This is a genomic window from Ralstonia sp. GX3-BWBA, assembly GCF_003290055.1.
GTDB classification, from domain to species: domain Bacteria; phylum Pseudomonadota; class Gammaproteobacteria; order Burkholderiales; family Burkholderiaceae; genus Ralstonia; species Ralstonia holmesii.
Map to the genome: position 1 here is coordinate 292,951 of NZ_QMKS01000012.1, position 20,223 is coordinate 313,173.

Consider the following 20,223-nt stretch of genomic DNA (forward strand, 5'->3'; position numbering starts at 1 on the left):
CGCCTTGCGCTTAGCGCGCAAGGTGTTCTGCGATGGGGCCGAGCGCGAGGGCCGGGATGTACGTGAGCGCGCCCACCAGCAGCACCGAGCCGATCAGCAGCACTACAAACAGCGGCCCATGCGTGGGCAGCGTGCCGGCCGTCACGGGCAGGCGCTTCTTGGCGGCAAACGTGCCTGCCATGGCCAGCACCGGCACGATGATCCAGAAGCGGCCCAGCCACATGCAGATGCCCAGCGCCACGTTGTAGAACGGCGTATTGGCAGACAGGCCCGCAAACGCGCTGCCGTTGTTGTTGGCGGCAGACGAGAAGGCGTACAGCACTTCAGAGAAGCCGTGCGTGCCGGGGTTGAAGATGCCCGCCTTGCCCTGCGTCACCACCACGGCCACGGCCGTGCCCACGAGCACCAGCAGCGGCGTAACGAGGATGGCGATGGAGGTCATCTTCATCTCGAACACCTCGATCTTCTTGCCGAGGTATTCCGGCGTGCGGCCGATCATCAGGCCTGCAATGAACACGGCCAGGATGGCGTACACCAGCATGCCGTACAGGCCCGAGCCCACACCGCCAAACACCACTTCGCCCAGTTGCATCAGGAACATCGGCACGAAGCCGCCCAGCGCGGTCAACGAGTCATGCATGGCATTGACGGCACCGCACGACGCCGCCGTGGTGATCGTGGCAAACAGCGACGAGGCCACGATGCCAAAGCGCGTTTCCTTGCCTTCCATGTTGCCCACCGCCTGATCGATGCCGAGGTTGGCGAGCATCGGATTGGCGTGCAGCTCAGCCCATGCCAGGAAGACGGCAAGCACCACAAAGAGCACCGTCATCGCCGCCAGCACAGCCCAGCCTTGCCGACCATCGCCCACCATGCCGCCAAACGTAAAGCACAGCGCCGCCGGGATGATGAAGATCGCCAGCATCTGCACGAAGTTGGTCAGCGCGTTGGGGTTCTCGTACGGGTGTGCGGAGTTGGCGTTGAAGAAGCCGCCGCCATTGGTGCCCAGCATCTTGATCGCCTCTTGCGACGCGACCGGGCCCATCGGCAGGGTCTGCGTTTGCGTGGTGGCTTTCTCGGTGACGGGGTTGCCTTGGGCATCCTTGAGGGGATTGCCCTGCGCGTCCATCTTCGGGTTGTCGTACGTGGTGGCGGTGACGGTGGTCACCTCCTTGTAGCCATCGAAGTTCTGGATCACGCCCTGGCTCACGAAGAACACCGACACCAGAATCGACAGCGGCAGCAGCACGTAGACCGTGGCGCGCGTGAAGTCGACCCAGAAGTTGCCGATGGTGTTGGCCGAGTGGCGCGCAAAGCCGCGAATGAGCGCGATCACCACCGCAATGCCAGTGGCGGCTGACAGGAAGTTCTGCACCGCCAGGCCGAGCATCTGCGTGAAATAGCTCATCGTGCTTTCGCCCGAATAGCCTTGCCAGTTGGTGTTGCTCACAAAGCTGATGGCCGTGTTGAACGACGAATCCGGCGTAATGGCAGCAAAGCCCTGCGGATTGAGCGGCAGCCACTGCTGCGCGCGCTGCAGCGCATACACCGCCAGCGCACCTAGCACGTTGACGACGATAACGGCCAGCGCATAGCGCTTCCAGCCCATCTCGGCCTGCGGGTTGACGCCGGCCACGCGATAGAACAGCCGCTCGATGGGGCCGAGCCAGTGCGCACGCGATGGCTTGTCACCAAACACGCCGGTCATATACGCGCCCAGCGGTTTGGCCAGAACCAGCAGCACGACCAGATAGATCGCCAGCTGGAGGAGGAACGCATTCATGGTGTGCCTCGCAGTGTTGTTAGAAGCGTTCGGGCCACAGCAGGGCCACGAACAGATAGATCAACAGGGCCACCGTGATGGCCCCGGACAGCACATAGAGCCATGTCATTGCTGTTTCTCCATCGCGTGCGTGGTGGGTTGGTCTTTGGCAGCAAGCCGGCCGGAGAGGGCGAGCAAGCCGCCCACTGCCAGGGCCAGCACCGCAAGGCCGGCGAGATAAACGAGGTCCATATGCGCTCCCCTTTCCTTCAGGTCGTGGTCGTTAGAACGTCTTGGTCACGGCCAGCAGCGCGGTGGCCTTGCCCATGTAATTGCCGCGCGCGTTGGTGTAGGCGGCGCGCGCAGCGTTGGTATCGATGTACGCAAGCGAGGCCGTCCAGCCGCTGCCGAAGTCTTTCGTCACGCCCACCTTCCAGTCGGCATACGAGGTGCGCACCACCTGATGCGGCACCTGCTGATAGCCCACGTGCAGGTTCAGCGTGAGGCCCCAGAAGCCGGTGTCGAAGTTGCCCGACAAGTCGAAGTACTGGCTGTGGTGGCTGTCGGCAAAGCCGAACAGGTTGGAGAACGCGTGCGAGTACTTGAACGAGACCGGCCCGTAGCCGATCTGTGCATAACCCTCGGTGGTGTGCGGGCGGGTGTAGCCGTCGGGGTAGCTACCCGGGTAGTAGTACTGCAGCACGCCCACATCAATGGGCACGTCCTTCATCAGCTCGGTCTTGTAGCCGCCGTAGAAATCCATCTCGATGGGAGCGGAGACGTTGGGGTTGGAATCCCCCAGCCAACTGATCGACGAGTTCCAGTTGCCCACATAGAAGCCGTTGGGCAGCGCGTAATCCACCCCGCCCTGAATGGCGGGCTTGTTGTTGGTCTGCATGAGACCGCGATAGCGGTACTGGCTGGCCAGCGTGACGTTGGCCGTGAGCGGGCTGGCGGGCGCGGCCGGTGTGGCAACGGGCGCCGGCGCAGCCTCAGTGGACTGCGCAAAAGCGGCCGCGCTGGACAGTGCTGCGGCACAGAAGACAACGCCACCGATGACGGTGGCGTGCAAAGAAACCTTGGCTTGCATGGACCTTTCCCTTGTTGTTTTGGGTGCCGCACGGCCCGGCGCAGGTGCGCGTCAACTGGGGCCGGATGCGGCGTGCAGGCAGGCTCCCGTCACAGGGCCTGCGTGCAGTGCAACAGTAGGGAAAGGGGGGTAAAAACGGGGTAAAGGTTGGGGGGAGGGGTGTAAACGCGGTGTAAAAACGCACCACTGCCGGATCAGCGATTGATGGCCAATGGCCTTCTAGCCGGTCGCCAACTTTGAGCCGCTGCAGCACATCCAACAGGCACAAACCTTTGCAGATATCCAGGCCCCTTCTGGCTAGGCTTGGTCGCGACTCTTTCGGCTTGCCGAGAACGGCAAGGTCAACGCGATACACAACGAGCTAGGAGATGCGCGCATGGATTCCAAGGAGCATTCGTGAAGCGATGGATTGCACTGTGCTCGGGATTGTTTTCGCTCAATGGGATTGCTCAGATTCCCGAATCGATCGTGAGAAGCTGCATGCTTCTGGAAAGTGCCGGGCCGGACGTCGACTACGCTGAGATTGAGAGCACTGGAACAGTCAGCGACGACGAAATTCACGGCTACTCGGTTTTTTCCTGTGTTCGCCATGGCGTAACGTTTGGCTATGCGACTGCGAACAAGGGTTCGCATGACCTGATCGTTGTCGGAGATCGGAGGATTCCGATTTCCCAGGCAAAGAGGCTAGGAAGGGATCGTCCACAACGCATTGATTCTTCGAAGGCCATTTATTCGATCCTAACCAAGGGGCATAAAAGCTATTTCTGCATTGCCTCGAATTTCGGTGGACTGGGTCGGAGCGGGTCGTTTCAAAATGTTCGACAAGCCTACATAGCACCGTTGAAAGTCGCTCATAGCGCTAGCAGCATGGAAGCGGTCTATTACGGTCTGCGGGACATTCGGAATTTCGCAAACGGAACCCTGCAGCGTTAAGCATTGAATAGATTAATTTCGTCTCATGGTAGTTTTGCCATGATCCGGTCGAGAGGGGAGGGCGGCAGCAGGATATATGCATCCTCTCTCGAGGCATCCATGCTGTAATAGACTCGATCGCGATCAAAAAACATCTTCGGCGCCAGATCGTAATACTCTCTTTTCGCCAAAATCGCCTTTGTATTTGCATCATAAAGTCTAAATAGCGTTCCATCCTCGTATGGAAGGAGGCAGATCTCACCAATATATTGATGATCTCTGCTTTTCTCTTGTTCGCAAGCACTCGCACCCATGCGATGGCGCGCTGCCAGCCCATATTGCGCACCAATTATCAAAATAGCAATAAGCAGCATCGTTTTGCATCTGCGCTTTAGGAAGCTTTCGGCCACGAGGCGCCCGGCATTTTCGACCTCTGCCTTACCGGCGTTGTTCCGCCACCAGATCTTCTGAAACAAGAAATAGAGAACGCATGTCGAGATCAAACCTATCGCAATCGCTGTAAACAGCCAGCGAATCAGGATAAACAAACTCGCACCCAAACCAGGCATCATATAAATCACCTTGCAACAGGGATCGCATACCAAGAAAAGAAAATTACCGTGGGCGCCCTACAAGGTTTCTCCCGTATTCAGATCAAATTTGATAACGAACGGGCGATTAAAATATATTTTTCTTACATCAGAATACAAAATTAAATCACCACCCTGCTTGTGCTTCAACTGCCAATCCCGGTAGCTGTCATTGTAGACGGGGTAGTATATTGTCCAATTTTCAATAGCTCCATTTTTGGAATAGGGCAGCCTCGCTCCACGCTTCTTTGTTGTCTCGCCAATCGCGATCGCGTCTACAAGGACAACAAATCCAGTATGGTTCCAATGGCCCAAATACTGACTCCCCGATTCGGTCGAGCGATCGTAGAACGTGAAAATGTCGCGCATATATGCGCAAACCTCACGGATTTCGATTCTACCGAAGACCTTATTATTGCGATCAACGTATGTTGTATAGCGATACTTACCAAGGGCGAGGTAGAACGCGAATGCCCCAAGCGAGCCGTACAGATCGTCCATGAATCGCCCATTTTCCCACTGAATTCCCCTGAACAGCATTGCGAATTTCTCGCCACCATTGCTGTCGACGGAAATAAATTGGTACTGCCAACTCTTGTGAAGATCATGGACACTCTCTCCGCAAAGCCCCCAGGCGTCTACGGTGTATTGAGAGGGTTGTGTTCCCCTGACCATATCAACAATAACGCTCCTAGCTTTCTTGGTGAATATCTTATTTCTTGTCAAATCCTCATACTTGATTTTTGCTCGATCAAATTTAAGAATCCAATCCAACTTAAACATGGTTGTATCAATCATGTCTGGCTGAAATGGCTTCCCATCCTGATTCACACTGAGCGCCTCCCCCTTGTCGCTTGTGATGTAGTTCAGTTCACCAGCAAACCATTTTCTTTGCAGCTTTGCTGACATCGACCAACCAATGCGGTCCATTGCGTCAGGAATTTGCTGAATGTCGAAAGGCTTCACTCTTGGCTTTTTGATTTCCGGTGTGACTGCAGGCTTTGGGCGCTTTGGTGGTGGTGGCGTATTGAGCCAGTCTTTGAAATCCAGAAACGCCTCGATCGCGCTCTTCGGCGGTCGCTTGGGTTCTGTTGGCTTCGAGGGTGGGGGTGAGGGGGGAGGCTGGTCGCGCAACGGTGGCGCCGGTCTCGCCATCGATAGGGAAAATTCTTCTGCATCGACTGCAGTACAGGCGCCCTTAGAGGGAACCCACCACGGCTGAAACAGGATGCTTCTCTCGAAAAACAACGGCTTCTCGTCTGGCTTATTCACTGCGTCTCCTACCTTTGAAGTTGCTTGTCCGGCTATCAAGCTGACGTGACCGCGTCATCCGCCCGCTTCTGCGGCCCCCGACTAAACCGCACCGCCAGCGCCTTCCGCGCCGCATCCAACCCTTCGCCCTGACCCGCCACCTTGAGAAACGCATACCCCTCCAACGTGGCGCTCATCACATCGCTGCCCAGCGCCAACTGCGAATCCGCCATGCGCTCGTGAATGCGGGCCACGCGCATGAGACGACTGCGTAGCTGATCGAAGCCCGCCAGATCGCGGCGCAGTTCGGCGAGGTCGAAATTGCCGGGCAGCAGGTTGGGGTTGTTGTTCAGCACCTCCACGGCCTTACGCGCGAAGGCTTCGGACTTGTCGCCCATCTTCACCAGCGTTCTGCGCTGAACCGGGGTGAGGTCGATCAGGCTGGCGAGCCGGTCTTCCAGTGTCTTCAGCGCGCCGTCCACAGCGGCCAGATCGGCCGAGGTGAGCTGATACGAAATCAAGTTCTGCGGCATTTCACTCCTCGCAAATCAATTGGCGGTGCAGTGCAGTCAAGGGCACGAGGGCGGGAGATTGGCCGCTGCGGCGCTGGTCCGCAATGCCAGGAGGGGGTTTCGGGCGAAGAATCAGAATGATCTGATGCGGCGCTCACAACTCGACACATCGAGAGGCGTTCTCGATGGCCAGAGCTCGGCGCTCGACGTGCGAGGCTTTTTGCTCGGCGGGTCGAGCTCAGAGCTCGGCGTGCGAGGCTTTTTGCTCGGCGGCCCGAGCTCGGAGCTCGACATGCGGGGCTTTTTGCTCGGCAGCCCGAGCTCGGTGCTTGGCGAGTCAAGCTGAGAAGTCGACATGCGAAAATCAGAATTCGGCGCGTACCCCCATCGCTATAATCCCTCCCGCTGCCGCACCAACGGCAGCACGGGTTTAGCGATCCGTAACTCTCCGAAGAGGCCGCCGTCACACGCGGCAGGCCTCAGTACACTCGCGCGCTTTCTATGGCGGGCCGGGTGGGGAGACCTTCGGGTCTACCGGTTTTCTCGGAGAGCCGGATCGCTAACCCCATCGTCGGGCCCGCCTCCCTCGTTTAGCGACGAAAGTCGGGCCTTTCACCATCTCCGAGAGGTCCTTATGTCTAGCAGCGAGCAGACGGCGCGGAGAATCGCGTCGTATCCATCCCCACCATCATCTCCACCCGCAGCGCCCACATCCTCCGACACAGGCAGGCTCACCAAGAACCGCACCTACCTGAACGGCGCCATCGCGGCACAGGCGTACCTCAAGCGCACGCGCACCGCCATGTGTACGCACGGCCAATGCCGGCCGGGCATGCTGCGCGAGCAGCTTCAACACCTCTCTGCACACGCATTCCCGCCAGCGTTCATCAAAGGCTTTGTGGATGCGATTGATGCTTACGTATCGATGTCGCTCGGGGGACGCGAAGTCGATCCGCAAACGTGGGACGTATTAGCTGCCATAGAGCGGCGGGGCTACAGCCAGTAAAACCAGATTGATGCATTCCCGTGACGGGCGGGAATGCCATGGTCTCTGCAAAACCTCAAACCTTCTCCACCGGCTTCAACTCCCACATCGGCAGGTAATTCATGATCGGCCGCTCGAACGTGCCGCCCTTGTCGATAAAGGGCTTGCCCGAATCCAGCATCGGGCGGAACGTATCCAGTTGCTTGGCCGCGTCCAGGTCAGCCCACAGGCTCACGTTCGACAGCGACGATGTCGACTCGTCCTCGCCCACATAGAACGCGACCAGCCCTCGCATGGCCTCGATGCCCGGCCGGAGCACCGCTTCGAGATCGTTCATCATCTGCCGCATCTCGGCAAACTTGTCTGGCGGGCACCGCAGAATTGAAACTCGGACGACTGGCTGCATTGGAGACTCCTCTCTCGTTGCGCTGCGTGAAACACCAATAAAGAAGACCGACGCTACTGCGCCAGAAATTTAACAACGGCATTCACCGTAGCCTGCGTCTGTTCCTCCATCAACCAATGCCCCGCATCGGGAATCACCAGCTCCTGCACGTTGGTGGCGGCATTGCGCATGACGATGGCCTCGTTCTCGCCGAAGGACTTTGCGCCGCCGATGGCCAGCACCGGCATGGGCAGCTTGGTGGCGATGGATTTCTGGTTGTCTTCCGCGTCTTGCGGGATCGACAGGAATTGCGCAAACGCTGAATGCATGGCGCCCGGCTTGGCGTAAAGGCGGGCGTAGTGGACCCGCGTGGCTTCGTCGATCTTGGAAGGGTCGCCGGCAAATTCATTCCAGAACCGGTCGAGGTAGATGCGCTCGCGGCCCTTGACCAGCCGCTCGGCATCGGGGCCGCCGAACGAGAAGTGCCAGAGCTTGGGCGAGCGGACGATCTGCTCCCACGGTGGCACTCCCGGCACGGGCGCATCCATTACGACCAGCCGCGTGGTCTTGTCCGGATAGCGTGCCGCATAGGCAAACGCCACCATGGTGCCGATGTCGTGGCCGACCACATCGGCCTGATCAATGTTCAGCTTCGTGAGCACGGCCCGGATGTCGGCGGCCTGGGTGCGCTTGTCATAGCCGCCCTCGGGGTGCGACGACAACCCCATGCCGCGCAGATCCGGCACCACCACGGTATGCGTGCGGGCCAGCTCGGCCGCCAGGGGCGCCCACATGTCGCCGGTGTCGCCAAAGCCGTGCAGCAACACCACGGCCGGGCCGCTGCCGCCGACGCGCACAAACAGCGTCGCCCCGTCGGTCTGGATGTTCTGGTGCCGAAAGCCCGGCGGATACGGCTTGACCTGCGCTTGCGCAAAGGGCGTCATGGCAAGCATGAGCGCGACGGCGGCAAACAGTTTTCGCATGGCTTTCTCTCCGGGGGCGGGTGGCTGGCCGGGCCGATGAGGAAGCAGCCTGCAGATCGAGCCACACACGCTGCGGGCAAACGCGCGACGCAGGGCCTCGTCAAGAGTAGTACGCGCCCGGCGCGACGCAAGCGAGAAGGAGGGGGGAGGGATGGCCGGTCGCGGCAATGCGAACTTTGGCGGTTCGCCGCGAACGACCGGGAGCGCGCTGAGCGCTAGATCGAAACGTGTACTGCTAGGTACGGCACTCGTACCAGCCCTTCGTCCGGTTAACAATGCGCACGACCAGAAGCATGACCGGCACTTCGATCAGCACGCCGACGACGGTGGCCAGCGCCGCACCGGAATGGAAACCGAATAGGCTGATCGCCGCCGCAACGGCCAGCTCGAAGAAGTTCGATGCGCCAATCAGGGCCGACGGGCACGCAATATTGTGCTTCTCGCCAACTGCCCGGTTAAGCCAGTACGCAAGCGCAGAGTTGAAGAACACCTGAATCAGGATCGGCACCGCCAGCAAGGCGATGACCAGCGGCTGTTTCAGGATCGCTTCACCCTGGAACGCGAACAGCAACACCAGCGTCGCCAACAGCGCAGCGATTGACCACGGGCCGATCTTCGCCATTGCCGCATCGAACGCCGATTGGCCTTTCGCGAGCAGCGCCTTGCGCCAGATCTGCGCAAGGATCACAGGGATGACGATGTAGAGGACGACCGAGGTCAGCAGCGTCGCCCACGGCACCGTGATGGCGGACATGCCCAGCAGCAGCCCAACCAACGGCGCAAATGCGATGACCATGATGCTGTCGTTCAACGCGACCTGCGACAGCGTGAACAGCGGATCACCGCCCGTCAGCCGGCTCCACACGAACACCATCGCCGTGCACGGCGCGGCGGCCAGCAGGATGAGGCCCGCGATGTAACTGTCGATCTGGTCTGCAGGCAGCATCGGCGCAAACAGGTGGCGGATGAAAAACCAGCCGAGAAACGCCATCGAGAACGGCTTGACGAGCCAGTTCACGACAAGCGTGACGCCAATACCTTTGACGTGCTGACGCACCTCATGCAACGCACCAAAATCCACCTTGACCAGCATCGGGATGATCATCACCCAGATCAACAGCCCGACCGGGAGGTTGACCTGTGCGTATTCCATCCGGCCGATCTGCTGGAACAGGCCAGGCAGCACTTGGCCGAGCACGATGCCGGCAACGATGCAGAGCGCCACCCAGACAGTCAGGTAGCGCTCGAAGAAGTTGATGGCGGGCCTTGTGGCGGCCTGTGCTGGCGGCGCTACGCTCGATGCAGTCATTGGACAGGCTTCAGATCAGTTTTGCGAAATGCGTTCAAGCGCGGCCTGAAGCTCGGCGTTGCTGAGCGTGTCGAGCGGCAGGGCCAGCAGTTGCAGCATGCGGTAGCCGATGGCCTGGCGTGTCAGCTCAAAGGCCTGGCGCTTGCTTTCGTCACCGCCCGGCGCATTGGATGGGTCGGCATAGCCCCAATGCACTTTCACGGGACTGCCGGGCCAATACGGGCAGGTCTCCGCTGCAGCGCTGTCGCACACGGTAATGACGATGCGCATCTGCGGTGCGCCGTCTGCAACGAACTCGTCCCAGCTCTTGCTGCGGTAGCCGGTGGTGTCGATGCCTGCGTTGGTGAGGGCTTCGAGTGCAAACGGGTTGAGGCGGCCGCTCGGTGCGCTGCCGGCGCTGTAGGCGCGCACGTCTTTGCCGAGTTGTTGGGCCCAATGGTTGAGCATGCCTTCGCTCAGCACGCTGCGTGCGGAGTTGTGGGTGCAGAGGATGAGGACGTTGGTGGTCATGGGTTCGCTGTCAGCAGCAGGATGAGCCGGAGCCGGACTTCACTGCGATACCGATCGGCTTGCCTTTCGGGGCGCGGGGTGCGCAGCAGGCAGAACTTTCCGTCGTGGCTTCTTCCTTCTTGTCTTCGCGAAACACCGGGATATTGCCCAGCGAATGGAAGTGCTCCCAGGCGATGCCCTGCGGGTCGGTAATCCAGTGCTTGTCGCTGCGGGCATAGCAGCAGGTGGTTTCGCCTTCGTCCAATAGGGCCACGTCTGCAGCTTCGGCGCGGGCTTTCAGCTCGGCCAGCTCGGCAGCGTCATCGACTTGGAAGCCAAGATGGTCCACGCCCGCGGCGCTGCCACGCGTCGAGATGGCGAAGTTGATGCGTGGGTCGTCCAGCATCCACTTGGCGTAATCGGTCTCCACACGCGTCGGCTCGGCTGCAAACAGCTTCGAGTAGAAGGCGATGCTCTTGCTCAGATCGTCAACGTGGAGATGGACGTGAAATCGTTTCATGGGATGCTCCTTCAGCACTTGCAGGCGGCGGCGTTTGCTTCCAGGCAGGTTTCGCCCTGGCAGCAGTTGGCGGTCAGGAAGCCCAGCAGGGCGTTCATGTGGTCATACGCCGCGCGATAGATCAGGTTGCGGCCGTCGCGCTCCTGCGTCACCAGGCGCGCGGCTGTCAGTTCCTTGAGGTGGAATGACAGCGTGGCACCCGGCACGTCGAGCTGTTCGGCAATCGCGCCTGGCGTGAGGCCCGTTGGCCCCGCAACCACCAGCATGCGGAACACTTGCAGGCGAATGCCATGGGCCAGCGCGGCGAGGGATCGGATAGCGTCGTTTTCTTCCATATTTCCAATATATTCGAAATGTTTGACGGCAGCAAGGCGATCAGCCTGCGATGTCGGGAACAACTTGGGGAGCACTTGACGCTATTGCGCGAGAGATTGGGCGGTGGCATTCGGTGGCTGCATCACCAATGGCCAACGCCTGCATGCTGCTTTGCCCACAACCCAGCCAGGGGCTCGATGCCCGACAGAGGGTTTATAGGTTTACTTCTTTATGTATACAGATAGTAGTAGTAGATAACGGTGGATAAGTCCTGTGGATAAGCACCAAAAGCGCTTTGACATCAAAGGCTTGCAGAACGGACAACCCATCGGACAGCGTGTGCTGTCGCGTGGATGAGTCCGGGGCATCGCGTCTGACCCTGTCGACCCAGTGGGAAGTTGTTCCTGTGCTATCTGCCCACTGACCCCGGAGAACCAACACGCTTGTCCCTGGAGTTATTCACAGGGGCAGGGTGCGTTATCCACAGCGGGGTTCTTCAAGTCCGACTAGTGCGGGTAATACTCCAGCTCGGCAATGCGCGCCCGGATCGCCTCGACGTTCAGCCCTTCAATATCGGGGCTCGCCATTGAGCCGCTGTCTGCGCGCCACGGTGCGTTGTCGGCGGCCCGCTGTGCGTTTCGATAGGCCAGCCATGCACGTTGGGCGTTGCGGATGGCCTGGCGGGAGGCAGGGTCCGTCTTGCTCATGACCGCCTGATACAGCGTATTCATCTGGCGGTCGTAGGCTTGGTAGGCGGTGTGCGTGCACTCGGTCATGCCGGCCGTCGTGGCGCCTCGCGGGCTCTTCAGGCATTGCTGGAGCGCGTCGTCGACCGGGTCGGCGGCCGATGCGGCCAAGGGCAGCAGCAGAGCCGCGAGTGATAACGCGCGCACGGCGCGACGCACAGCCTGGTTGGCAGAACGGCGTGTCGGGCGGGGATTGATGTGCATCGGAAGGGCCATTGCGTACCTCATGGTTTTCACAGCCGGGTGGTTGCCATGGTAGGAAAAGTCTTGCCGTGCCGCACGGGGCGAGCCATGAGTGCGGCCATGTGCGGAGAAAGCGCACCACACGGCCAAATTCCACAGCACAATCGCGCACACGCTCACCGCTGGTTCCCAAGGGTTCATCCAATGACGCCATTTCGCAGCATCTGCGCCATCGCATTTGCCATCATCTTGTTGCCCGCGGCCGCGCACGCTGCCAGCTTTGATTGCAACGCCGCACGCAGCCCGATCGAGCACGCCATCTGCAATGACGCGCAGCTCTCCGCTCTGGATAGCCAACTGGCCGATGTGTACCGCGCTGCGTTGAACAAGCGCGGCGCCGACACCGACGCATTGAAGGCCGAACAACGCGAATGGTTGAAACAGCGTGCGCCTTCCGGCCAGATCGACGTGGCAGCGTTGAAAGAGGCGTACCGCACGCGCATTGACGAGGTGAAATCGCAACCCGTGTTTCCCGATCCGGGCGAGCGAGTGGATGGCCCGGTTTACCACCTGAAGGCGATCGCCAAGCAGCACGACTTCGTGCTCCGCATGCTCGAAGCCTGTCCCGCGGAAAGCAGTAAAGAGGACACCACCTGCGAAGGGCCCGCCCAGTTGCTCATTCATGACAGGGGCCAACGCGCCGCGCGTCAGGTCATCAACCTGCCGAAGGTGTTTGTCACGCTGCCCAAGGGGGGCATGGGGCCGCTGGTCAATTCGACGCGTCTCTATGACTACCAGGGCGTGATCAACGTTGGCGATTTCAACTTCGACGGCAAGGAGGACTTCGGCATCCAGACCGGCAACGAGGGCAGTTACGGTGGCCCCAGCTATGACGTCTATCTGTTCAATGCGCAGACCCAGCGCTTTGTGCGCAACAGTGAGATGACGGGGCTCATTCTGGAAACACTCGGGTTCTTTGAAGTGGATGCCAAGAACAAGCGTCTGCGCACGTGGGCGAAGAGCGGTTGCTGCTATCACGAGCGCACGGTGTACGCCGTCGAACACGATGTACCGGTCGCCGTTGAACGCCGCATTGATGACGCGCAGGGCAGCGGCGACAAGATGAAAGTCACCGTGGAAACACTCGTCAACGGCAAATGGCGCAGCAAGGTGCATTACGAGCCGATGCCGAAGTGAACGCGCTCACAAACAACCTCAACAGACATGAAACACGCTCGCCTGACCCCTCTGCTGTGCGCTGCCGGCCTGCTGCTTGCCGCGCAAACCCTCCACGCTGCTGAAGACGCCTGCACCGCCCAGGTGGACATCGCAATCAAGCGGGCCTACCCCGCTGCAAAACGTGCAGGCCGTGGTTACAAGGTCGGCGACGCGCGCATCCAATTGCCGGAGGAGTCCGACCCGCATGCAGTGGTGTGCCGCACGTGGCCCGCGCATCCGGAACTCACGCTCATGGCCGTGCCGCTCATGCAGCAGGAGGACGCAGACGCGGGCACCAATGAAGGCGACCTTGAACTGTTCGTGCTCGACAGCGCCAACGGCAGCATCCGGCAACGTCTGCGCCTGCCAGCGCGTATGTCGGACGATGCGGTGCGCATCCGGTCCGTCACGTTCGATACCGCGCGCTACGTGGTCGCGCCAGGGCAGATGGCATTCGGGGTGCGCATCGTCAAAGAGGGCGACTCGCGGCCCAATCCGTTCAACGAGACCGGCCTATGGCTCTACACCGTCCAGGGCAATCAATTGAAACCGGTGTTGAACGGCGTTGTCGTGGAAAGCGGCGGCGGTGAATGGGATACCAACTGCGCCGGCGCGTTCGAGCAAACCAAGCGCACGCTGAACATGACATCGGACACCCACAACGGGTACGCCGATATCGCGGTGTCGGAAACCAAGTCCTCGTCCACCAACACGGTCGACAAGGCCGGCGAATGCCAGACGCACGACGCCAAGCCGCGGCGCACAACCTACCGGCTTGCGCATGACGGCAAGCAATACGTCGTGCCGAAGGCGCTGATGCCGTTGGATTGAGAGGCAAGCGTGGGCGGGATCGCTCCGCCCTCATCCTGGCGTCTACGCCATCTCGCCCAGCCAACGGCTGATAACGCAAACGCGGCGCCCGTCCTATACCTACGGTGTTCGGCCATGCATGGCCGTGGCGGCTTTGTCGCGGCGCTTGCCCTGGCCATCACCCAGGAGGCAAATCATGCGCATGCTCGTCAACGTGCGGATTCCGCACGAACCCTTCAACACCTACGTGCGCGACGGTTCCATCGCCGAGCTGATTCCGCGCGTGATGGCCGAGAGCAAGCCCGAGGTTGTCTACTTCACGGAGCAGAACGGCCATCGCGGCGCAGTGCTCATCGTCAATGTGGAATCAGCCTCGCACATTCCCGCGCTGGCGGAGCCGTGGTTTCTGCTGTTCAACGCAGACTGTGAGTTCCGCATCGTGATGAGTGCGGAGGATCTACAGAAAGCGGGGTTGGCGGAGATCGGCGCCAAGTGGAAGTGAGGTGACGCCTCGCGGCGCTCATCCCCTGCCCATCCCCTTGTGCGGTGCACCTGCGGTTGTCGTTACGTTTGGTTGCACTCAAACGCACATCCTCATCTGCGCGTCCCTACAATCGGTGGAACCAAAACCGAGAAGGAGGAAACAGATGACCCGAGCACAATGGATGGTGGCAGCCGCAATGGCTGCGCTGTGCACCGTTTCGCTGTCGGCGCAGGCCAAGGGCGGGAACGCCGGTGGCGGCTCTGCTGCACATATGAGCAGCCACGGCATGTCCAACACCAACGGCCCGGACAGCATGGACCGCGATAAAGGCAAGGCGCGTGCGGCAGACCGTGCGCATCAACATGGCAAATCCACGCAGCACAAGCGCGCGGGCAAGGGCAAGTAAGCGCCGCAACGCAGCAAAGAAAAAGCCGGTCACGCTGACCGGCTTTTTTGTTGCGCGAGTACGAAGTCAACGGCTCAGCAATTGCCCTTCTTCGCCTGTCCCGGCGGGCAGAAGCCATTGCCCGGGCCGCCTTGTGGGCGCATGACGGGGCCATCGTCGGGCAGATAGACACAACCGCCCAGCAGCGATGCGCCCAAAGACAGGATGAGGATGATGTTCTTCATTGTGTGATGAGGGGCGGGCTCCGCCCCCCTTTTTCCCTGGTTAGAAACTGAAGTTGACCCCGGTCTGGCTGCCGGCCGAAACGTTGACCGGATTGCTCAGCGTGGTGCCCGATGCACTGGTGGCCTGGACCGAATACTGGCCCGCCGATGCCGACACCGCCGACAGCGCGATCGGCAGCGTCGCGCTGTACGTGCCGACCAACGGTGCGGCCGCGGGCAACGCCAGCGAGTACGCGCCGGTATCGAGGTTGGCATTGGCCGAGGTGATCTCGTACGACACCGAGTTCACCGTCTGCAGCGCGCGCAGCGTGGCCTGCGCCGATGCGGTCGCCGTGCCGGAGGCGGTATTGGTGGTGGAGGCCGGCAGCGTGATCGGCGCGCCGGTGGTGGAAACCGTGGTCGTCGTGCTGGCCGTGACAGGCACGGTGCGGATGATGCCCGTGGCGTGGCCAGTCGGCTGTGCGTTGTCCACGATCACCACGTCATAAGCGCCATTGGTGCTGCTCTGCACCAGCGGCGACAGCACAAACTTGCCCGTGGAGTCCGCCACCGTGCCGCGGATGACCTGGCCGTTCTGCTCGGCATAGACCGTAGCGCCGGCCTGTGCGGCGGGCACGTAGCCGGTAATCGAACCGCTCACGACCGTAGGCGTTGCCGTAACGACAGGCTTGAGGCTGTAGCCGCCATTGCCCTGCTGCACGATCGATTTGCAGGCGTTGAAATCCAGCACCAGATCGACCAGCGTGTTGGGCTGCACCGTGAAGGGCTGGATGATCTTGTAGCCGCTCTGCGTGCCACTGGGAGTGGCCAGCGCCTGCTCGGTCGACGAGCCAGTGACCACCACGGAATTGGCCAGCGTGTTGCCCTGATTGGGAGACAGCACCAGGCGCAACTGCTGATATTGCCCGGCGGGCAGCGGGGCCGTACCGAGGTCAGTCAGCACGCCGTTGGTGAGCGATAGCAGATCGACCTTCTGCGGTGTGGCCAACGCGATGTCGGTCCAGCCGGCGTCGGTGTCGGCGGCCGACGCGCTGGCGTTCACGCGCACCTTGTTGACCGTGACGTAGACGTGATCAAAGCCGCAGGACGGTGCGTCCGTCATCGAGACATGGAGGGTGCCCGTGCCGGCATCCGTACCGCCATCCCCGCCGCCGCATGCTGCGATGAGGAACGGCAGAGGCAATGCAAGCAGGATGTTCCGATAAGTTGTTCTCATGGTTGTCTCCTCAGTTTGGGGGGGTGCCCGAAGCATAGTCCTGGCCATGGCACGCACTTTGGTCGATTTGAAACCAATCGTAACGCCGCAGGGGTGAGGGTGGTCTCACCCATTTGGGTTGCAAACGCTTGCGGTGCGCCGAAGATATTGCGGCGCGCGATCGGGCACCGCCGATCGTGTGTCAGCGATGCAGCAGCGGATACAGCCCCAAGCCAAGCAACGCAGCCCCCGCCACGATCACTGGCTCGGGCAGCTTCTTGAACTTCACCAGCAGCAACACTGTGGCCACGGCCAAGAGCGCCGTCGGCACATCCACGATCGAGCGCTTGGCCAGGACGATTACCGCGCCGGTAATGGCACCCACGGCCGCTGCTGTTACGCCATCAACAAAGGCCAGGATGGCGGGCAGCTTGCCGTACTTCTTGAAGTACGGCGCCGGCAGGATGGTGAACAGGTAGCACGGCAGAAACGTGCCAAGCGCGGCCACACACGCGCCGGGCAGGCCCGCCACCAGGTAGCCGATAAAGCCGACGGTGATGACCACCGGGCCGGGTGTGATCATGGCCACGGCCACCGCGTCGACGAACTGCTTGTCGTTGAGCCAGTGGTGCCCTGTGACCACGCCGCCGTAGAGAAACGGCACGATGGCGAGCCCCGAGCCAAATACGAACGCCCCGGCCTTGGCGAAGAACGCGCCAAGCTGCGCAAGCAAGGGCCAATCGATCGTGCCGAGCAAACCGCTGGCCGCTGCCACGGGTGTGACGGCAACCGCGTTCATGCGGCCCTGGCGCAGCCACTTGGGCGGCGCGCGCCAGAACCACACCAGAACGCCGGCCGCCAGGAAGAGCCACGCCACTTCGGATTCAGTCACCACCGTCACTGCCGCCAGCAGCAGGTAGACGGCCCACAGCAGCTTGTCTTTGCCGACGCTCTTGGTGGTGAGCTTGTGCGCGCTGATGGCGATGATGCCGATCACTGCCGCGCCCACGCCGTAGAACACCGACTGCATCCACGTCAGGCCGCCAAAGCGGACATAGGCCCAGCCCAGCGCCACCACCATCAAGAACGAGGGCAGCACGAAGGCAATGCCGACCAGCGTGGCGCCGACGATGCGGTAGTGAACGTAGCCGAGGTAGATGGCCAGTTGCGCGGCCAGCGGCCCCGGCGCGAGCTGGGCGAGCGCGAGGCCCTCCTTGTAGTCGGCGTCGGTGATCCAGTGGCGTGTTTCCACCAGGTCGCGGCGCATGTAGCCAGCCAGCGCAACGGGGCCACCAAAGCCCAATGCGCCAAGCCGGAGGAAATACAGGACCAGCTGCCGCAGCGTGTAGGTGGGGTGTTCGGGGGCAATGTTCATGGGCTACCTGCGATGGGTGACTGCGGTCATGTTTTCCGGCCGCTGGAAAAATGCACATACAACGAATCGAGCACGGTGCCGATCTCTGCGAGCAAGGCGTCGTCGTCCGTCAGCCGCTTGCGGGCGCCCGCCAGGATCGCCTCGAACCCGCCGGCTTCCGGCGTGGCCGCGCCGCCCACGTCGAGCGCATGCACCATGGCGCCCAGGCGCGCGAGCCCGGCGTCGTCATCGAGCCCAAAGCTGGCGATGAGCACCTCAAACGAGACGCGCTCGCCAACATGCGTGAATGCTGCGCCATCAAAGTCGAAGCCGAGCGCATCGGCAGGGCAATCGGACGGGCTGTCGAGCCACAGGAACCGCGCGTGCGGATCGATGAAGCGGTGGATGAGCCAGGCGCTGGCAACGCGGTCCACCCATAAGTGCCGGCGTGTTGCCCACAGGCGGCCCTGATATTGGGTGGGATCACGGCGCGGAATGCTGCCGGAAGCGGCGCGGGGTTCGCCCGCCGATTGCGTGGCTTCGGCCGCCGCAGCAAAGTCGCGCCATTGCGCATCGGCGCGCACGGTCGCTTCGTTGGAGAAGAAATCGATCTTGCGGATGGCCTCGTAGGCGCGGGCATGGCGGCGCAGAAGCCGGTTGCGCTCGGCGCTGGGCAGGTCAGGGAGCGTCTTGCGCGCTTCAGACAGCTCGGCCAGCCACTCGGCATAGTCGGGCGTGCGGTCGAACAGGGCGCGGTAGGCCGCGTCTTCCGCCGCATCGCTGGCCTGCACGCGCAGTACCCACGCCTGGCCGTCTTCCTGCAAGGTCTCGTCTGCCAGGTCATTGAGTTGCGCTGCGTGTTCGGCACGCGCAGGCAGCAGGTAAACGCCATCGCGCAAGGCCGCACAGCCGATGGCTTTGATGGCGCGCCAGATACGCATGCGCGCGGTTGCTCTGGCAGTGGGCAGGCTGACGATGAGCAGCAGCCACGAATCGGGGGAGGCAGTCATGACGGCAGCATAGGCGTGCGTCATAACCGCTGCAATGTTGTAGAGATGCCTACACAGAAGTGCCCGCCGCCCCACGCATCACGGCACAGACAGACCCATCGCTCTGGTCAGAAACGCCTTGACGTCGGCCTCTGCGCGCTGGGCTTGCTCCAGGTTGGCGCCCGTGGATACACCGCGGACAGTGCAGCGCTTGTAGTCAGCCTCCATCGCTTGGAGGCTGGCGTACTTCTCACCGGTCTGCAGGTGGTAGTACGCATCGTGCTGCACGTCGATCATGGTCTGCGGGCACTCGCGCGCCGTGGTCGCACCCGGGAAGTACTTGAAGTACGCCCGCGTGTTGTCGAAGTCGTGATACGCGCCGGGGTAGACGTGCACGTCAACGGCCTGCCCGTCACGCTGCATGATCTCCGCCGCATTGCGGCAGAGCTGCGCGGGCGTGTAGTCATCTTTCTCGCCCAGCGCGAGCATCAGCGGGGCGCCTGCCAGCGGTGGCGGCGGCACTTCCCACCAGAACGCGGAGCACCCCGGGTAGAAGCCGATGAGCGCCGCAAACCGCGTGTCGTCATCGATGACACCTTTGCGGAACGCATCGAGCGTCATGTCCAGTGCCACGCCGCCGCCGCGTGAAAAACCGATCTGCCCGATGCGCTTCGGGTCGATGCGCGGGTCGGTGCTCAGCAGCTTGAGCGCGAACAGCGCATCGGCGTCGTTGGCCGCCGGGTTCAGCTGCGACTGGTTGTCCATCGTATTGGTGATGCCGCGTGGGCCAAACGAGTCCACCACAAAGGCGGCCATGCCCATCCGGTTGAACAGCCGTACCCACCGGTCGACGTCTTTCTGCTGCGGCCCCGCCGAGCCGTGAGAGATCACCATCGCGGGCACCCGACCCTGCAGGGTCTCGGGCAGATACAACGTGCCCCAGATGGGCGTGGGCGTCTTGTCGAACTTGCGATGCACCAGCTCCCATTTGCTTTTGGGGGTGACGCTGTTGAAGTGGATCCGGCCCGTTGGTTTTGCAGAGAGATCGCTGACGATTTCCTGGGCTGAAGCAGGCACGGAGATCAGCGCGATGACGAGGATGCCGAGCATCAACGCGCCGATTGCATTCCACCGCCACGCGTATATGCACCAGGCGTCTTTTTCATCGCGCAAATCAGTGCAGCTTCTCATTTGTTCTTTCAATAGTAGAGAAAGGGTCATCGCTGGAATTCTAGGTTGGTAGCGGTTCTTCGCTTCTTTCTTTATTGAATGGAAATAAAACGCGGCTCATTCGATGTTGGGAAGAAACACATTCTCAAATACCGTTGATTTTTACATTCTTTGTACATCGCTATTGATCGGCATTCCTAGAATCACGCCGTCCGCACCACTTTAAAAATAAATGCAGTGGATCAAGTTGCGCGGACAGGGCTGATGCTCGCAGCGATGCGTTGTTCTGGCATGTCCACGGCAAAAGACGGGGCCGGGTCGGAGACAACCTCAGCGAGATG

At 61.3% G+C, this 20,223-nt stretch carries 25 protein-coding genes; 6 read left to right on the forward strand and 19 right to left on the reverse strand.

Features of this window, described 5'->3' with window-relative positions; translation table 11 throughout:
• Window positions 1-10: 10 nt before the first annotated feature.
• Genes kdpA through DOD19_RS15665 form a run of 4 tightly spaced genes read right to left on the reverse strand, consistent with a single transcriptional unit; the run spans window position 11 to window position 2,852 of the window.
• Window positions 11-1,783: a potassium-transporting ATPase subunit KdpA gene (kdpA, locus tag DOD19_RS15655; RefSeq protein ID WP_112186443.1), complete on the reverse strand. Its 1,773-nt coding sequence runs from the start codon at window positions 1,781-1,783 to the stop codon at window positions 11-13.
• A 19-nt stretch (window positions 1,784-1,802) separates the two neighbouring features.
• Window positions 1,803-1,892 carry a K(+)-transporting ATPase subunit F gene (gene kdpF / locus DOD19_RS15660; RefSeq protein WP_102064073.1) on the reverse strand — a complete coding sequence of 30 codons (90 nt, stop codon included), beginning with the start codon at window positions 1,890-1,892 and terminating at the stop codon, window positions 1,803-1,805.
• On the reverse strand, window positions 1,889-2,014 hold the full coding sequence (locus tag DOD19_RS28165) for a hypothetical protein (RefSeq protein WP_024977160.1): 126 nt from the start codon (window positions 2,012-2,014) through the stop codon (window positions 1,889-1,891). The genes kdpF and DOD19_RS28165 overlap by 4 nt, the downstream gene beginning before the upstream one ends.
• A gap of 31 nt (window positions 2,015-2,045) precedes the next feature.
• Window positions 2,046-2,852, reverse strand: coding sequence for a TorF family putative porin (locus DOD19_RS15665; protein WP_112186445.1), 807 nt, complete (start codon window positions 2,850-2,852; stop codon window positions 2,046-2,048).
• A gap of 396 nt (window positions 2,853-3,248) precedes the next feature.
• On the opposite strand from DOD19_RS15665, the gene DOD19_RS15670 reads away from it, so the two are divergent.
• Window positions 3,249-3,785 carry a hypothetical protein gene (locus tag DOD19_RS15670; RefSeq protein ID WP_162634374.1) on the forward strand — a complete coding sequence of 179 codons (537 nt, stop codon included), beginning with the start codon at window positions 3,249-3,251 and terminating at the stop codon, window positions 3,783-3,785.
• Window positions 3,786-3,808: 23 nt separating this feature from the next.
• Here the strand turns inward: DOD19_RS15670 and DOD19_RS15675 are convergent, their stop codons facing one another.
• From DOD19_RS15675 to DOD19_RS15685, 3 genes are read right to left on the reverse strand one after another with little or no spacing between them, the layout of a single operon-like run.
• Window positions 3,809-4,336 carry a hypothetical protein gene (locus tag DOD19_RS15675; protein ID WP_112186449.1) on the reverse strand — a complete coding sequence of 176 codons (528 nt, stop codon included), beginning with the start codon at window positions 4,334-4,336 and terminating at the stop codon, window positions 3,809-3,811.
• A gap of 57 nt (window positions 4,337-4,393) precedes the next feature.
• Window positions 4,394-5,626, reverse strand: a complete 1,233-nt coding sequence (locus tag DOD19_RS15680; protein WP_162634375.1) for a DUF6402 family protein — start codon at window positions 5,624-5,626, stop codon at window positions 4,394-4,396.
• Between the two features lie 35 nt (window positions 5,627-5,661).
• Complete coding sequence (locus DOD19_RS15685; protein ID WP_112186453.1) at window positions 5,662-6,138, reverse strand: hypothetical protein; 477 nt, start codon at window positions 6,136-6,138, stop codon at window positions 5,662-5,664.
• Between the two features lie 613 nt (window positions 6,139-6,751).
• Here DOD19_RS15685 and DOD19_RS15695 point away from each other — a divergent pair.
• Window positions 6,752-7,123, forward strand: a complete 372-nt coding sequence (locus tag DOD19_RS15695) for a hypothetical protein (RefSeq protein WP_112186457.1) — start codon at window positions 6,752-6,754, stop codon at window positions 7,121-7,123.
• 55 nt (window positions 7,124-7,178) lie between these two features.
• On the opposite strand, the gene DOD19_RS15700 is transcribed toward DOD19_RS15695, so the two are convergent.
• The 7 genes from DOD19_RS15700 to DOD19_RS15730 all read right to left on the reverse strand — a co-directional run bounded on the left by DOD19_RS15700 (window position 7,179) and on the right by DOD19_RS15730 (window position 12,065).
• On the reverse strand, window positions 7,179-7,442 hold the full coding sequence (locus DOD19_RS15700; protein WP_239498017.1) for a hypothetical protein: 264 nt from the start codon (window positions 7,440-7,442) through the stop codon (window positions 7,179-7,181).
• 119 nt (window positions 7,443-7,561) lie between these two features.
• A complete protein-coding gene (locus DOD19_RS15705; RefSeq protein ID WP_112186461.1) occupies window positions 7,562-8,470 on the reverse strand; it encodes an alpha/beta hydrolase in 909 nt (302 codons plus the stop codon).
• A 235-nt stretch (window positions 8,471-8,705) separates the two neighbouring features.
• Window positions 8,706-9,779 (reverse strand): ACR3 family arsenite efflux transporter, encoded by a 1,074-nt coding sequence (gene arsB, locus DOD19_RS15710; RefSeq protein ID WP_112186463.1) that lies wholly within the window; start codon window positions 9,777-9,779, stop codon window positions 8,706-8,708.
• 15 nt (window positions 9,780-9,794) lie between these two features.
• A complete protein-coding gene (locus DOD19_RS15715; protein ID WP_112186465.1) occupies window positions 9,795-10,289 on the reverse strand; it encodes an arsenate reductase ArsC in 495 nt (164 codons plus the stop codon).
• 10 nt (window positions 10,290-10,299) lie between these two features.
• Window positions 10,300-10,788: an ArsI/CadI family heavy metal resistance metalloenzyme gene (locus tag DOD19_RS15720; protein WP_112186467.1), complete on the reverse strand. Its 489-nt coding sequence runs from the start codon at window positions 10,786-10,788 to the stop codon at window positions 10,300-10,302.
• Between the two features lie 11 nt (window positions 10,789-10,799).
• Complete coding sequence (locus DOD19_RS15725) at window positions 10,800-11,123, reverse strand: metalloregulator ArsR/SmtB family transcription factor (RefSeq protein WP_024977171.1); 324 nt, start codon at window positions 11,121-11,123, stop codon at window positions 10,800-10,802.
• Window positions 11,124-11,609: 486 nt separating this feature from the next.
• Window positions 11,610-12,065 carry a lysozyme inhibitor LprI family protein gene (locus tag DOD19_RS15730; RefSeq protein WP_112186469.1) on the reverse strand — a complete coding sequence of 152 codons (456 nt, stop codon included), beginning with the start codon at window positions 12,063-12,065 and terminating at the stop codon, window positions 11,610-11,612.
• A 171-nt stretch (window positions 12,066-12,236) separates the two neighbouring features.
• Between DOD19_RS15730 and DOD19_RS15735 the strand changes: the two genes are divergently transcribed.
• From DOD19_RS15735 to DOD19_RS15750, 4 genes are all read left to right on the forward strand, one after another.
• Window positions 12,237-13,229 (forward strand): lysozyme inhibitor LprI family protein, encoded by a 993-nt coding sequence (locus DOD19_RS15735; RefSeq protein WP_112186471.1) that lies wholly within the window; start codon window positions 12,237-12,239, stop codon window positions 13,227-13,229.
• A 27-nt stretch (window positions 13,230-13,256) separates the two neighbouring features.
• Entirely contained in the window at window positions 13,257-14,081 is an 825-nt protein-coding gene (locus DOD19_RS15740) for a hypothetical protein (protein ID WP_112186473.1), read from the forward strand.
• 175 nt (window positions 14,082-14,256) lie between these two features.
• Entirely contained in the window at window positions 14,257-14,562 is a 306-nt protein-coding gene (locus DOD19_RS15745; protein WP_024977174.1) for a hypothetical protein, read from the forward strand.
• Window positions 14,563-14,725: 163 nt separating this feature from the next.
• Window positions 14,726-14,950 carry a hypothetical protein gene (locus tag DOD19_RS15750; RefSeq protein WP_235193199.1) on the forward strand — a complete coding sequence of 75 codons (225 nt, stop codon included), beginning with the start codon at window positions 14,726-14,728 and terminating at the stop codon, window positions 14,948-14,950.
• Window positions 14,951-15,024: 74 nt separating this feature from the next.
• On the opposite strand, the gene DOD19_RS27735 is transcribed toward DOD19_RS15750, so the two are convergent.
• The 5 genes from DOD19_RS27735 to DOD19_RS15770 form a co-directional block, all read right to left on the reverse strand.
• Window positions 15,025-15,174 (reverse strand): hypothetical protein, encoded by a 150-nt coding sequence (locus tag DOD19_RS27735; protein ID WP_037031851.1) that lies wholly within the window; start codon window positions 15,172-15,174, stop codon window positions 15,025-15,027.
• 40 nt (window positions 15,175-15,214) lie between these two features.
• Window positions 15,215-16,390, reverse strand: a complete 1,176-nt coding sequence (locus tag DOD19_RS15755) for a DUF4382 domain-containing protein (RefSeq protein WP_024977176.1) — start codon at window positions 16,388-16,390, stop codon at window positions 15,215-15,217.
• Between the two features lie 181 nt (window positions 16,391-16,571).
• A complete protein-coding gene (locus DOD19_RS15760) occupies window positions 16,572-17,744 on the reverse strand; it encodes a chromate transporter (RefSeq protein WP_112186475.1) in 1,173 nt (390 codons plus the stop codon).
• Window positions 17,745-17,770: 26 nt separating this feature from the next.
• Complete coding sequence (locus tag DOD19_RS15765) at window positions 17,771-18,733, reverse strand: chromate resistance protein ChrB domain-containing protein (protein ID WP_024977178.1); 963 nt, start codon at window positions 18,731-18,733, stop codon at window positions 17,771-17,773.
• 78 nt (window positions 18,734-18,811) lie between these two features.
• Window positions 18,812-19,822, reverse strand: a complete 1,011-nt coding sequence (locus tag DOD19_RS15770; protein WP_112186477.1) for a dienelactone hydrolase family protein — start codon at window positions 19,820-19,822, stop codon at window positions 18,812-18,814.
• Between the last annotated feature and the right edge of the window lie 401 nt (window positions 19,823-20,223).